The following is a 13,557-nucleotide window of genomic DNA, read 5'->3' on the forward strand; positions in this document are numbered from 1 at the left end:
AATTCGGGTGTTATTAAACGAGATGCGCAACTACCAGTACAATGTATGCTGTTCTAGTTGGTTAGATATCCCCAAATTGAAAATGGCTTGAGATGCCCGTTATACATAGCCTCATCCATATTGTCCAAAGAAAACAAGGGCCCTTGTTCACCAATTAGGCGGCCGCAAATTTACCATATTTATCTTAATTTACTTTACGATGGTAAAGTTGCTGTTATCCTTGGTGCAAGCGTGATAATCAGGAAACAACGGATGACGGAACTAATAGAATCTATTCGCCATACAGCTATTAATATGAACAAAGAGCAATCGACATTAGAAGAGGCTCTAAAATCACAACTGCGTGTCAACGTTACCGATGAAGATTTGGTTGATGGTGTAGACCGTTTAATCTACAACCATAGTCTGAATAAAACTCAGGTGATCAAGCAACTTGGAACCACTAAACCTACCTTTGCCAAGAAATTAGCTGAAGCAGTAGAAATGGGGATAATTGGTGAGCATACATCACAAGGAGTACAACATCTTTACACAAATGAGCAAGTACATGTATTGATGGAATACTTCGGGGTGCCTAAGTATCGCGATCATCACGATGGTAAACTAATCCTTATCGCAAACCACAAGGGAGGTACGGGAAAGTCGAGCACGACACTTGCGTTGGCAACTTCAACAGCACTCGATCTTAATCTGAATGCGCGTGTTTTAGTCATTGATTTAGATCCCCAAGGGTCAGCAGGACAAGGCACGATGCGTGTCGCGGATAACAGTATTTACGTGACGATGACGGACATTCTTCTCGCAGAGTTCGAACCGGACAATGAAGGTAATGCCGTGAACGCCCTGCTCGCTAATGGGTACACCCTAGAAACCATTATCAAAGAATGTGCTTTTTCTACACATTTGGCTAACCTATCCGTGATCACTGCGTTCCCGAGCGATGAACGATTCGTGGATACGTATTGGCAATTGGACGAAAAAAACCAGGAGCGTCTGCTGAGAAAGTTCTCTAATGTGGTACTCCCTGTACTAAAAGAAGAGTTCGATATCATTTACGGTGATATGCCTCCCCAAGATAGTCCTATAACTTGGTCAGCTCTTGAAGCTGCCGAAATGCTATTGGTGCCAGTAACACCTCGTTACTACGATTACGCTTCAACAACCAACTTTATGAGCAACCTAGCTGAGCGATTGAGTATGCTCCCATCACAAGGCGAAAACTTACAATGGTACAAAGTAGCAGCAGTAAACTACCAAGAATCAAGCAAGCCGGAATACGACACTTTCCAAAAGCTTATGCGTTCAGTACGTCACAAGCTCATGACTGCGACGATAGCGCATAGCGATGCGTTTACTGCGACTGCGGCAACTGGCCGTACAGTACTTGATATTAAAAAGAGCGAAGAGATTTGTACGAAAACCCAATTCGATATTGCTGTTGATTCAGTAAAGTTATTCTACAAACAGTTCAAAAACGAACTCATTCAGTTAGCCGCAAGGTAGGTAAATAATGAAACGAACAGTTGACATTAAAAAAGGTAGTTTATCTGTAGGCTCTGGCTTGACACTTTCATCCATGACCAAAGCCATTATGTTTGGTAAAAATACGTACACTGCGCGACATGTTGTGGTTCCTGCCTCTGAGGTAGAGACTACAACTGTTGCTCATCACCTGAACCTACGTGACCAAGAATCCTTAACACTTGATGCCGTAAGAGATATTTACAGTGAAGTACTTGAAGAAGGTGTTAAACAAGAAGGTGTCGCCTACTTCAACAAGGAAACAGGACTATACGAACTCTTTGACGCAAGTCGTCGGCGTTTTTGTGCTATTCACGCTGAAACGGATTTACCTTTATGGGTGTTGGATGAACTGCCAAGCGCCAAAGATATCTTGGCATATGTGCAGCTTACTCAAAAAGTGAAACTGTTTTCATGGCGTGAAGTGGGCACAAAGTACCTAAAATTTGCCAAGGAAAATGCCATTGATGCCAGTGATCTTGAGCGATTGGCCGAAGAGTTTGGAGTAAGCACTGAAACCATTAGAAAAAAGGTGAATGCTGCGTTACTAAATCAGCAGTTGATTGAATCGTTCCCTGATTGCCAAGGCATCCCAACCACCTACTATATGAAACTTGGTAGAGTGGAACGAAACCTATCAAAACTAGGTCGTTCGGTAGGCGAGTTCGTTACCCAAGAAATCGCAGCGTTCGAAACCAACAGCTCTGATGTTGAACTTATTCAAGCCGATCTGCTGGCACACTACGAAACTAAGATTAATGAGCTGTTGGCCGTAAAGCCAAAATCTACGCCTGTAACACAAGATTTAGCCCAGTTTAGCGAAAAGAATACCTACGCTCGGTTAAAGGTAAGCGCTGATGGCAGAAAAACGACTTTGGAGTTTGCGCGTATGCCAAAAGAAGTGATCAGCGATATTGAAGAGTATGTGCGAATAAGGCTAGCCAGTAACTCCTAAATTTCACCTTAACATTGGGTAAATTTTGGAAATTTTCGGACCCTGATAACATGGAATTAGGAATTTCTATTTTAAATAGGGCTATACGATGAATGGTTACTCCCGATTTCAGATAATAAGTACGACATTCATGGAAAGGTGTAGAAGAGGAAGCCAACTGCTGAAAGTGGTACACTCTTCTCGCCAAAGAAACAAGCAGTACTACCATGAATTATCAGCCGTTGACCGAGAGCAGAAGATACCAGATTTCTTCTCTTTTGGAGCGGAGAATTTCAGTTTCTGAAATCGGGACTTTACATTGGTTTAATTAGTTCAGTGCATTATACATTTATTTTTACGTATAATTACACTAAGTACATTAAAGGTACACTTCATTGTCATACGAAGATCGTGATTTGATTTTGAATTTTAGTTCACCTATTATTGGTGTGTTAATTATTCACACATGTAGGTGGAAATATGTCACGCACAACTAGTGTTACGATTGGATCTCAGCTAGATGAGTTTGTCGGCCAACTCATAGCGACTGGTCGCTATGGCTCAACAAGCGAAGTGGTTCGTTCTGCATTGCGGCTACTCGAAAGGCAAGAGAAACAAACCACGGCGTTAAAAATGGCGATTGAAGCAGGAGAGCAGAGTGGTCAATGCTCATTATCACTTCATGACATTGCTGCTAAAGTAAAGCAGAAACACAATGTATAAACTTTCCAACCTTGCCGCAGAAGACTTTGAGCATATCTTTGAATACACCCTGTTGAACTTTGGTATAGAGCAAGCGGATGCTTATACAGGCAGCATACATGACGTTTTGCTAACGCTTGCAGAGCAACCTTTGATGGGTTACGAGTGCTCGGAAATTGCCGAAGGGCTTCACCGCCACGATCACCATAAACATGCTATTTTTTATCGCCCACAGCCCCATGGTGTTTACATAATCCGTATTCTTCATCAGCAAATGGAACCATTACGGCATTTTCATCCAGATATTTATTAAAGTTTTTCATGGCTACATGCCGGGAATAGGAAAACAATACGTCACTGATTTGAGTTTGCGCAACCAATAAGAGGTTCTGGCTATGCCCGTAGATTTTTTAACCACTGAACAAAAAATAGTTACGGGCAATTTAATGGGGAGCCGAATGATGTTCAATTGGCGCGGTACTTCCATTTGGACGAGGCTGACTGAGCTTTTATGACACAAAGACGTAGTGAACACAATCGATTTGGAGTCGCCCTGCAATTAGGTTGTGTTCGCTTTCTTGGCACTTTATTAATCGATTTATGTCAAGTCCCAACGAATGCCCAATGGTTTGTCGCAATTGTCGCAAGGCAACTGAATATAACCAATATTGATATTTTGTCTGACTATTCTCAGCGCGAAACCACACGCCGCGAGCATACCGCGCTGATCCGCAATCAATATGGTTATCGTGAGTTTGTTTGGCCGTGGTCATTCCGGTTATCCCGCCTTCTCTCTAGCCGGAGTTGGATCAGTAATGAACGTCCGAGTTTACTGTATGATTTAGCTACCGGATGGCTGGTCCAACACAAAATCCTTTTGCCAGGTGCATCAACGTTAACGCGCTTGATTTCACAAATCAGAGAGCGAGCAGAAAGCCGATTGTGGCAGCAACTATCCAGTCTCCCAAATTTGGAGCAGCAAGCTAGGTTGGATCCTTACTACAAATTCCTGAAACAGCCAGAACATCACACTTCGACCGCTTTCGTAAGGGGCCGGTCAATGTCAGCGGCCCTGCATTTAATGAGGCCATTGAACGTTACAAAGCACTTCAAACCTATGGAATAACTGAACTGGATTTTACTGGTATTCCTCCCGTCCGGTTTAAGCCTATTGCCCGCCATGCTGGAATGATCTCGGCATACAAAATAGGCCGTATGCCGGAGACTAAACGTACTGCGATACTCGTGGCTTTTGTAAAAGCCTATGAAATTATTGCATTAGATGAAGCATTGGATGTACTGGATCTTTTGATTACCAACATCGCTGGCGAAGCGAAGAAATTAGGACAGAAAAAGCGTCTTCGTACTCTAAAAGATTTAGATAAATCTGCACTAGCTTTAGCCAAAGTTTGTGCTTTGCTGTTAGACGACAACTTAGATGATGAGTCGTTACGTCCGTCAATCTTTGCTAAGTTTTCACGGGACAAGCTGGCGCAATCTATTTCTACCGTACACGAGTTAGCCCGACCTTATGATGACAATTTTCATGAAGAGATGGTTGAACAGTACGGACGAGTTCGGCGTTTTCTACCAAAACGGCTCCGTGATATCGAATTTTCCGCCGCTCCTGCGGGAGACAAGACGCTTGAAGTTCACCAGTACTTAGCGCAGCTACTCGACTCAAAAAAACAAATTCTTGATGATGCTCCAATGGATATCGTATCTAATCCGAGGAAGCGATTGGTATTCGACAAAGATGGTCGGGTGACTAAACGAGGTTACACACTGTGTTTTTTTGGATAAATTACAGGACAGTTTGCGACGACGAGATATGTATGTCGAAAACAGCTATCGCTGGGTCGACCCGAGAGCCAAACTTTTGCAGGGTCAAGAATGGCAATCAAACCGAATTCAGATCTGTCGATCATTGGGACATCCGCTAAACGCAAAGGAAGCCATCGATACGTTAGTCAGGCAACTGGATGTAACCTATCATCAGGTTGCCGCAAATTTCGACGATAAGGATTCGGTGGATATTGATATATCGGGGAAATGACCTCCGTTGACCATCACAAACATTGATAGACTGGATAACCCTCCAAGCTTACAGGGATTATCCAAACAAGTTGAGGCGTTACTTCCTGCTGTAGATCTCACAGAGCTACTACTTGAAATCAATGCTCATACTGGCTTTGTCGATGAATTCACTCATTTTAGCGAATCTAACGCACGTGCCAATGATTTAACGGTAAGTACCTGTGCTGTGTTACTGTCCGAAGCTTGCAATATCGGGTTGGAGCCACTGATAAAATCTCATATCCCCGCCTTAACCAGACACCGACTCAGTTGGGTTAAGCAAAACTACTTACGAGCTGTAACGTTAGTAAAAGCCCACGCGAAACTCGTCGATTTTCAGTCTACTCTGGCGTTAGCTAAGCATTGGGGGGGGTGAAGTAGCCTCTGCTGACGAGATGCGATTTATCACACCGATAAGAACTGTCAACTCAGGAGCGAACCGAAAATACTTTGGCTCCAGCCGTGGTATCACATGGTATAACTTCGTCTCCGATCAGTTTTTTGGATTTCACGGAATCGTTATACTGGGAACACTACGAGACTCCATATTCGTATTGGAAGGATTACTGGAACAGCAAACCGGATTAAACCCCTTTGAAATCATGACTGATACTGCCGGAGCCAGTGATATGATATTTGGCTTGTTTTGGTTGTTGGGCTATCAATTTTCGCCACGCTTAGCCGATGCAGGTGAATTGGTATTTTGGCGCGTAGATAAAGAAGCGGGTTACGGCGTACTCAATGAGTTAGCACGAAGCTGCGGAAATCCACAAAAAATAGAGCTTCATTGGGATGACATGATGCGTATTGCAGGCTCTCTTAAACTGGGGAAAGTGCAGGCATCAGAACTGATTCGGTCATTACTCAAAAGTGACCGCCCATCAAGTCTGGCCCAAGCCATTATCGAAGCAGGTCGTATCAATAAGACATTATATTTATTGAATTACATCGATGATGAAGACTATCTACGCCGAATTCTAACCCAACTAAACCGAGGCGAAAGTCGTCATGCTGTTGCCAGAGTTATTTGCCATGATCAACGGGGAGAAATCCGCAAACGTTACCGAGAAGGGCAAGAGGATCAATTGGGTTGGCTTGGTTTGGTAACTAATGCCGTTGCACTGTGGAATACCATCTATATGCAAGCTGCATTAGAGCACGTAGAACGGCAAGGTGAAACGCTAAAAGATGAAGAAATTGCAAGGCTATCACCACGAAGCCATAAGCATGTAAATATGTTGGGACATTACTCATTTACATTGGCCGAACAGGTGTTAAACGGTGAATTACGTCCGCTCAAGCAGCAGTCAGCTCAAGATGATTTTGCTTAGCGTACGTTTTCGTCCCATTGGGCTTCAGACCCCGATATTAGCCCAATCACTTAACTTCCATCACATTGGCTAATATGAGTATACCCATACGAGCCTACCCACTAACAATAGCTCATTAAGATAAACAAGCAAGTTAAATGAGCCACGCCAATATGAACCACTCTAAAGAGCCACAATAAACCCTAGTCCTGGCGTTTAATAACTTCTTGCCCCTCTGTGAGAGTTAACAAGTATTTCCATTGGCTCTCTGGCATTTCTTGATAACTTGCCGCGCTTGGATCTCGCGCCCAACGCTTAAAGAGCCTTACACTAGCCTCAGTTGGCTTTAAACCAAAAACCGCCGCCACGCCATACCAAGTAACACCTAAAGCGTCCTTGAGTTGGTTCAGTCTCCTAGCGATGTTTTCACCGTTTTTTTCTTCATAAATGAGTGATACCTGATCACCATCCACTTTAATTTGTATTGCTGACATATAGCCCCTTATTTCAAAATCCCTTCAATATTCGGTGATCCTATTCCCTTTAAGAGCCTAGATTTGGGCAGGGGCGTATCTATTGCCCAGCAAAGGAGTGTATTAAAAAGTAGCCTATGAGCAAGCGTATGTGGAAGCATTGCTTGATTGGGTGCCCTTTCTTTATTTGCCGGAATGATCGGGTATGAGAGTTCACCTGACCAGTCCGACGAGGCACTCCACCAAAGTGAACTGTACAGCAGGGGCTCCCTAGAGCCATATCTAACCATTTTATCTTTCGGACGTATGCTGAACCAACTTCTCGTAATCAATGGAGTGGCATTCGCCAAGGTTCTCGTAGCACCACTGCCGATTCTTGCCGGTATCTGCTTTTTAGCCAAGCCACCAAGAAACATCGATTCCTGCACGTCGATAGTCATTCGTTCTTTCCTCTAGCTCTTCAGGCGTGATTGCACTTAACTGAACTTCGTGGGCCACAACCCAGCCATTGGGGAAGATGAAAGCCACATCAATGATCCTTTTGATTGAGTCAACAGGACACTCAATCTCCACTTTTGCACTTTGGTACTCTTTCAGATCTTTGGCTAAGTCTTTAGCCAGTAGCTCTTTAAAGTACAGGTGCTCTGGACTCTCTGGGTGATGCTTATATTCACTCTTGCATTCATTGGACAGGTGCATAAAGTGAATTTTCGGGACACTGGAGTGCGAGTTTCCCCGAATGACCATTTCTTCTTTACAGTAGCGGCAGATAATCTGCCCTCTCTTGAATGACTCTCTCGGAGAGTCATAATCCAGAATGTTTACCCGCCTGTTGTTTTCCGTGTCATGTCCGATGAATGGCATATTCTACTTACTCTGTAGTGTATTCTGGGGTTAAGACCTCAGGTGTGGGTAGTGCCGCAGCCAAGCAATCAGATATATCGAGAACATTCTTTGCTCGTGTTGCCGCCACATACAGTAAGCGGCCTTCTTCCTCACTGTATTTACTGTGTCCCTGGCCTCTGAAATCGTCCGCTAGCCTGACAATATCCCACTCTCTTCCTTTCGCTTGGTGAGCAGTCGTCACTACGATATCTGCGTGTGCTTCTGTTATTGACTGCACCCGGTACAAGAGATCGAGGAGCAAAGGAATAGAGTACTGCTCCACGAGGTTTACCATTGTCCTTAGGTGGACACCCTCATCTGTCTTGGAGAAATTGACAACCTCAAACCAATCCTTGAATGGAATGAAGTCAGGGTGCTTTGAACGCCGACCATCGAAGAGTTTCTGTGCCTCTTTCAGGTCACTACTCAAGGCTCGTACATCTGCGTTGACAGATACTTTCTTCTTCTCGATATAGGTTTGGTATGCCACCTCGGCGACAACTGCAAAATTCGACCGACAAATAACCGCATCGGGTTCAAACTCATCAGAAAGAGCTGACTTTATTCCCGGAAAGCCTTTTATATCTGTATTGTCTCCGAAATGAAAGCTGAGAAGACTGTTGCAATACTTTGCAATCTCTTCACCGTACCTGTAGGACTGCGTGAGAGAGCAACGGGTCTCAATATCAATGGTCTCTAGCGCATTCTGTGCCCCTCTGAATCCATAAATCTGCTGATATTTATCGCCCACCCAAATCTGCTGTAAATGAGACTGCCTGGATAGCAAATCGATGACAACTGGATTTTGATCCTGAGCTTCATCTACAAGGATATAGTCGTACTTCAGCTGAGGCTCCTTCAGTGCCCAAAGTTTCAGATATACAGAAGGGGTGATCGGGAGGTCGCTGGCAGAATTGTTGAGAAGCTCCCACACTGCATTTATAAAGTACAGCAGGGTTTCTCTGAGTTCACCGACACGCTCTGCATCTACACCTGCGAAATTAATGCCGTTCAGGTGTTGGCGCGTGATTTCTGTATCGGCAGAGTGGCAGTATGTTTCTATTCCCGAAAGAATCATACTGCATACGCGGATAGGCGGCACGCCGAATAAATCTGGGCTGCCTTTTAATATCTTATCGCACAGTATCGATGCATTAAGGAATTGCTTCATACGGCCAGCCCTCGCGTACTTCACACCAACATTTCTGTATGCAAGCGAGTGAATGGTTCTACACTCAACGCTCTCAGGAAATGCGGTTGTAGCATCGTCAACAATCTTTCTGTTGAAAGCGAGATAAAGACCTTTCTTGTCAGATAACGGCTTGGATGCCAGTGCGCGAAGCGTGAAAGTTTTCCCGGTTCCGGCAAACGCATTTATTATAAGGCTTTGGCCTGATGATGCTTTCTCCAAGATGTTGCACTGTTCCTCAGTGAGTGTCTTTCCATCAAACGAAGGAAGAGGTTGTTGAGACATAATGCTCCTTGCATGGGTCAAAAGGTGAGTTACTTGCTTTATCGAGTGGTTTAGCGCTTCTCTCGGGTATGCCAGATACGAAGCACATACAGGGTATATTCCTGTATTTCATATCGCATTTCATAGTTGCCAACCAAGAGCCTGCGAACTTCCCTGGGCTCAAAAGCATCAAGCCGCTCCCCCAGTCTTGGCTGATCTGACAATATGTCAGGCGCACTGGTCAATGAGCGAACTGTCTTTGCCGCCGCACTGGTATCTGCGGCGGCAAGGAATTCATAGAGTCGGCTTAAATCGGAAAGGGCTTTACTGGTCCATTTTATTTTCATTACCTTGGCACGTCCGTGGGAGACTCACTCCCTAAACTTTCAGCCCAGGCCTTAACAGACTGGTGATCAGTAACCCGGCCATTGTCAACGTCAGCCAACGCTTCCAGTGTCAGTTTATGACGCTCTTCTTCCATGACGATCCAATCCGCCAGAGCCTGTTTGACAACCCAGGCTTTAGAGCGTTCGAGACGTTGCGCTAACTCATCAACTTTATCAGCTAGCTGTAAAGGAACATGTGCAGTGACAACCTTGGTATTCATGATGTAATCCTAATCACTGTGATTCAAAGTTAATCATAGTAAATCTTGTTGTGCTTCACAACACCCAGTCAACATAAGGTATACCCCATATTGACGTCAGGCAGGCAATAAGAAATATGTCAGATTAGGGTGCTTTTTCTTGAATATTGACACAAGACCAGGCACCTTTAAGATCTTATCTTGACATGTTGAGGAGGGAAAACCGTGATAGGACAGAGAATTGGATATATCCGGGTCAGTTCATTTGACCAGAACCCAGATCGTCAGCTTGATGGAATTGCCACGGACAGAACTTTTATCGACAGGGCTTCCGGAAAGAGCATTGAAAGACCACAACTCGAAGAAATGCTCCAGTTCGCCCGAGAAGGCGACACCATCATTGTCCATAGCATGGATCGCCTCGCAAGAAACCTCGATGACCTTCGAACCCTAGTCAGGAACCTGACATCGAAGGGAATCGATATCCAGTTTTGCAAAGAGCAACTCACATTCACCAACAATGACTCCCCGATGTCCCAGCTTCTGCTCTCAGTTATGGGGGCGTTTGCAGAGTTTGAGCGTGCCCTTCTCAAGGAGCGGCAAAAAGAAGGGATCGAAATAGCCAAGAGACAGGGAAAATACCGGGGAAGAAAGCGAGCGCTGGATGAAGCACAGATCGCAGAGCTCAAGGTACGGGCGAATGCCGGAGAAGTGAGATCCACTCTGGCCAAAGAGTACGGTATCAGCCGCGAGACTCTCTATAGCTACCTGAGGAAGTAAGACTACCTTGCAAAAACCTCTCTATACCGACAGAACGTGAAAAATTCGCCTCGTTTTCTCAAGAATTATTATTAAGGATAACAAGCATACATGATTGGTAGTACAGGCAAGCGGATACAACTCCTGACGGCCGACGAAATTGAAGAGCTCTATCGGCTGCCGGTATTAAGCCAAGCTGAGCGCGAAGAGTATTTTTCTCTCGATGACAGCCTACTCAATATTGTCAACGGACTACTCAAACCCGAAACAAAAATATACATGATCTTCCTTATCGGGTATTTCCGGGCAAAGCCGGTGATACCTCGTTTTCGGCTGTGCGATGTAGAAGTAGATGCACGGTATATCTGCAACACCTTCAAACTCGATCTACCAAGGTGGGATTGGACTGCCTCCAAGGGCACGAGGGCACAGATGGTGTCACGAACGCTCTCTGTTCTCGGGTTTAGCTTACTAAAACAAGAACAAAGCCGTCGCCTGTCTCTCCGGCTATATTTTCTACCGTTACCGGGAAGCCAATGATCGGCTGGTATCGAGCTTTAGTTATCTGGTCAGAAAGCATCACGAGTCTCGGATAGAATCCGCAAAATCGCGTGTTTCCAAAGAGCTGGACATCATTCAAGACACACTTAAATCTGCCGGGAACATTCTCAGGTACTTTACCGATGACAGCATCAGTGACAACGCGGCGTTCGGTGAGATAAGAAAAACGGCTTTTTCCGCGATGTCCCCAGAAGATATGTTGCTGGTCAGTGCCCACTTGGTTGACGGCCGTTTTAACCGGGCAGAATATCAATGGTAATACACTGACAGCCAGTCACGCAAGACCGCTGGCAGCCTTAGGAAGCTGTTTCTGGCACTCGACATAGAATGTGAGGTAGCCCAGCCCGCGTTGAGTGTGCAAATTTCAAATGCCAGGGAAGAGTTGCTTACCAACAAGAAACTAACGTCGATGGATCTTAGGCTGGTGACGCACAATGATTTGGAACACCTCGTTAATGATGGAGAGGCCAACCACGTCAGGTTTGAATTTTACCTTTACCGTAAAATTGCCGGAATGATAGAAAGCGGTAAGGTGTATGTTAGTGAGAGTGAGCGTAACAAGCGGCTTGAAGATGATCTCATCCCTGCAGACGTGTGGGAAAAGGAAAAATCGTCTCTTATAGAAAAAACAGGGGTTGCCCGGCTCTCCAATTCGATTGAGCACGCTCTGGCAGATCTTGAGAGCCTCTCATTGAGAAAAAGAAATACTGAAGCGAGAAGTCACGACCTGATTGCCTGTATCTTTGGGAACGGAGCAAACTACGGCCTGCACCGCCTTGCCTCTTCATCAGACAGAAGTATCGGTATACTGCGGGCTGTCAATGACAGCTACATCAGACCAGAAACAACAGGGGCAGCCAATGATCTGATTTCGAATGCCCTCGCAAGACTTCCCATTTTCCGCCATTACACCATCAATGAATCCGCCCCGTTTGGCAGTATTGATGGGCAGAAGCATGCGTGCCGTATTAATACATTCAAAACCAGGTACTCAGCAAAATATTTCCGTAAAGGAAAAGGGGTTTCGGCCATGACGTTGGTGTCAAATCATGTACCTTTGAATACGACGGTAATATCGGCCAATGAATACGAAGGGCACTACGCATTTGACCTGCTTTACAACAACAGCAGTGACATCCAGCCCAAGTCTCTGGCCACCGACAATCACGGTACCAATAATGTGAACTTCGCTGTTCTGGATATTTTCGGTTACCAGTTTTCCCCCAAAGTTAAAGATACCAGTATTTAGATCACTGATTTCTGAACTATCCGCTGCTAGCGTGTGTGTTTCTTTATGTGAAACAGGGAATTACATACATGGCACTACCAACGCTCATCGAGGACAAAGAAAAAACTTGGATCTTCAAAGTCATTACCCAAACGCCAGAACCAGAGCTTAATGCTTGCCTAATGGGGTTCTTCTTGGGTAGCGGAATGACAACACTAGAGATTTGTCGAATACAGGTTCAAGACATTGTTAAGAAGAACGGGCAGCTAGCAAAGAGCTTTGCTGTTAAAGGCGATGTGAGCCGAGACTTTTACCTATCTAACATCAAACTGCAAAACCTCATAAAAAGCTACGTTGAGAAGCGGCCAAAGGACGGTGATCACCCTGACCAGTACAGCGGTTTTTCTCCTGATGAACCTTTCTTTAAGCGAAGAAATGGCGATCACTTCAAAATCAAACGTAGAACAACCGATAGAGGTAACACAAGCTATCACTGCAATGCTTTAAATAATCACATTAAACGACTGTTGGCTGATTCTGGTATCGAGCAACCGAGCATTCTAAGCGGCAGACGCACGTTTGCAGTAAGGCTTAAGCGGTATGGGGTTGATGTTCCTACCATTCATCTAATGCTTGGGAATAAGTCACTTGAAACGACGTTGCGGTTAATAGAAACAGATACGGCAAGTATGCTAGCTATAGCTGACATGGCATTTTGAATTTTAGAGTTGTCGATCGTTGATAGTTGGGCTTTAGCTTAGCAGGAAAGGGGGAGTGGGATTTATCAAGTTACATGGATTAACTAACCGCGCCGATTGAGTGGGGTGCAAATGGTTAACCGAGTCGGGCGGCTTGGTGCTTCGTTCGCGCTCCGCACTCTCTTTTCCTGCGGGGCTATTACTTGACTGTATTGAGCGAATAACGCACACTGTGGTTAACTGTGAGTGATATACGCACATAGAGGAAGATATGACACAAACCACAGAGAAAGAAGCCTTTTCAGCATACTGCCGCGATAGCGTAGGTCTTGACGCAAAAGAGGTGGCAGATTTGGCGAATGTTCCCCGTC

At 45.0% G+C, this 13,557-nt stretch carries 14 protein-coding genes and 1 pseudogene; 9 read left to right on the forward strand and 6 right to left on the reverse strand.

The features are described 5' to 3' along the window. Nucleotides 1-252 precede the first annotated feature (252 nt). The 5 genes and pseudogenes from BLO31_RS03170 to BLO31_RS03195 all read left to right on the forward strand — a co-directional run bounded on the left by BLO31_RS03170 (nt 253) and on the right by BLO31_RS03195 (nt 6,564). Nucleotides 253-1,503, forward strand: a complete 1,251-nt coding sequence (locus tag BLO31_RS03170) for a ParA family protein (protein WP_070962852.1) — start codon at nt 253-255, stop codon at nt 1,501-1,503. 7 nt (nt 1,504-1,510) lie between these two features. Then, nucleotides 1,511-2,476: a ParB family protein gene (locus BLO31_RS03175; RefSeq protein ID WP_070962853.1), complete on the forward strand. Its 966-nt coding sequence runs from the start codon at nt 1,511-1,513 to the stop codon at nt 2,474-2,476. A 459-nt stretch (nt 2,477-2,935) separates the two neighbouring features. Continuing rightward, nucleotides 2,936-3,178 carry a type II toxin-antitoxin system ParD family antitoxin gene (locus BLO31_RS03180; RefSeq protein ID WP_045408785.1) on the forward strand — a complete coding sequence of 81 codons (243 nt, stop codon included), beginning with the start codon at nt 2,936-2,938 and terminating at the stop codon, nt 3,176-3,178. After that, on the forward strand, nt 3,171-3,470 hold the full coding sequence (locus BLO31_RS03185) for a type II toxin-antitoxin system RelE/ParE family toxin (protein WP_070962854.1): 300 nt from the start codon (nt 3,171-3,173) through the stop codon (nt 3,468-3,470). Before BLO31_RS03180 ends, BLO31_RS03185 begins: the two co-directional genes overlap by 8 nt. Before the next feature lie 82 nt (nt 3,471-3,552). Continuing rightward, nucleotides 3,553-6,564, forward strand: a pseudogene (locus tag BLO31_RS03195) (Tn3 family transposase). 182 nt (nt 6,565-6,746) lie between these two features. Here BLO31_RS03195 and BLO31_RS03200 read toward each other — a convergent pair. The 5 genes from BLO31_RS03200 to BLO31_RS03220 form a co-directional block, all read right to left on the reverse strand. After that, nucleotides 6,747-7,037, reverse strand: coding sequence for a hypothetical protein (locus tag BLO31_RS03200; protein ID WP_053809062.1), 291 nt, complete (start codon nt 7,035-7,037; stop codon nt 6,747-6,749). 372 nt (nt 7,038-7,409) lie between these two features. Continuing rightward, entirely contained in the window at nt 7,410-7,880 is a 471-nt protein-coding gene (locus tag BLO31_RS03205) for a competence protein CoiA (protein WP_245688376.1), read from the reverse strand. 7 nt (nt 7,881-7,887) lie between these two features. Next, complete coding sequence (locus BLO31_RS03210; RefSeq protein WP_070962856.1) at nt 7,888-9,375, reverse strand: UvrD-helicase domain-containing protein; 1,488 nt, start codon at nt 9,373-9,375, stop codon at nt 7,888-7,890. 50 nt (nt 9,376-9,425) lie between these two features. Next, nucleotides 9,426-9,701 (reverse strand): type II toxin-antitoxin system RelE/ParE family toxin, encoded by a 276-nt coding sequence (locus tag BLO31_RS03215; protein WP_070962857.1) that lies wholly within the window; start codon nt 9,699-9,701, stop codon nt 9,426-9,428. Beyond that, complete coding sequence (locus tag BLO31_RS03220; RefSeq protein ID WP_070962858.1) at nt 9,701-9,961, reverse strand: CopG family ribbon-helix-helix protein; 261 nt, start codon at nt 9,959-9,961, stop codon at nt 9,701-9,703. Before BLO31_RS03220 ends, BLO31_RS03215 begins: the two co-directional genes overlap by 1 nt. A 204-nt stretch (nt 9,962-10,165) precedes the next feature. Here BLO31_RS03220 and BLO31_RS03225 point away from each other — a divergent pair, with 204 nt between their 5' ends. Both BLO31_RS03225 and BLO31_RS25105 read left to right on the forward strand, forming a co-directional pair. Then, nucleotides 10,166-10,720 (forward strand): recombinase family protein, encoded by a 555-nt coding sequence (locus tag BLO31_RS03225; RefSeq protein WP_070962859.1) that lies wholly within the window; start codon nt 10,166-10,168, stop codon nt 10,718-10,720. A 90-nt stretch (nt 10,721-10,810) separates the two neighbouring features. Then, nucleotides 10,811-11,239, forward strand: coding sequence for a DUF4158 domain-containing protein (locus BLO31_RS25105; RefSeq protein WP_070962860.1), 429 nt, complete (start codon nt 10,811-10,813; stop codon nt 11,237-11,239). Here the strand turns inward: BLO31_RS25105 and BLO31_RS23710 are convergent. Continuing rightward, complete coding sequence (locus BLO31_RS23710; protein WP_175443165.1) at nt 11,163-11,513, reverse strand: hypothetical protein; 351 nt, start codon at nt 11,511-11,513, stop codon at nt 11,163-11,165. The two genes, BLO31_RS25105 and BLO31_RS23710, sit on opposite strands and share 77 nt — an antisense overlap. A gap of 102 nt (nt 11,514-11,615) precedes the next feature. Here BLO31_RS23710 and BLO31_RS23400 point away from each other — a divergent pair, with 102 nt between their 5' ends. Both BLO31_RS23400 and BLO31_RS03240 read left to right on the forward strand, forming a co-directional pair. Then, entirely contained in the window at nt 11,616-12,509 is an 894-nt protein-coding gene (locus tag BLO31_RS23400) for a Tn3 family transposase (protein WP_070962861.1), read from the forward strand. A 68-nt stretch (nt 12,510-12,577) separates the two neighbouring features. Then, nucleotides 12,578-13,207 (forward strand): site-specific integrase, encoded by a 630-nt coding sequence (locus BLO31_RS03240; RefSeq protein ID WP_070962862.1) that lies wholly within the window; start codon nt 12,578-12,580, stop codon nt 13,205-13,207. The last annotated feature ends 350 nt before the right edge of the window (nt 13,208-13,557 follow it).

Source organism: Vibrio sonorensis (assembly GCF_001854765.1).
In the GTDB taxonomy this organism is placed as follows: domain Bacteria; phylum Pseudomonadota; class Gammaproteobacteria; order Enterobacterales; family Vibrionaceae; genus Vibrio; species Vibrio sonorensis.

Coding starts and splice junctions, on each gene's coding strand:
- BLO31_RS03180 (WP_045408785.1), top strand. CDS start 2,936: ATGTCACGCACAACTAGTGTTACGATTGGATCTCAGCTAGATGAGTTT.
- BLO31_RS03210 (WP_070962856.1), bottom strand. CDS start 9,375: ATGTCTCAACAACCTCTTCCTTCGTTTGATGGAAAGACACTCACTGAG.
- BLO31_RS03205 (WP_245688376.1), bottom strand. CDS start 7,880: ATGCCATTCATCGGACATGACACGGAAAACAACAGGCGGGTAAACATT.
- BLO31_RS25105 (WP_070962860.1), top strand. CDS start 10,811: ATGATTGGTAGTACAGGCAAGCGGATACAACTCCTGACGGCCGACGAA.
- BLO31_RS03175 (WP_070962853.1), top strand. CDS start 1,511: ATGAAACGAACAGTTGACATTAAAAAAGGTAGTTTATCTGTAGGCTCT.
- BLO31_RS03220 (WP_070962858.1), bottom strand. CDS start 9,961: ATGAATACCAAGGTTGTCACTGCACATGTTCCTTTACAGCTAGCTGAT.
- BLO31_RS03215 (WP_070962857.1), bottom strand. CDS start 9,701: ATGAAAATAAAATGGACCAGTAAAGCCCTTTCCGATTTAAGCCGACTC.
- BLO31_RS03240 (WP_070962862.1), top strand. CDS start 12,578: ATGGCACTACCAACGCTCATCGAGGACAAAGAAAAAACTTGGATCTTC.
- BLO31_RS03185 (WP_070962854.1), top strand. CDS start 3,171: ATGTATAAACTTTCCAACCTTGCCGCAGAAGACTTTGAGCATATCTTT.
- BLO31_RS03170 (WP_070962852.1), top strand. CDS start 253: ATGACGGAACTAATAGAATCTATTCGCCATACAGCTATTAATATGAAC.
- BLO31_RS03200 (WP_053809062.1), bottom strand. CDS start 7,037: ATGTCAGCAATACAAATTAAAGTGGATGGTGATCAGGTATCACTCATT.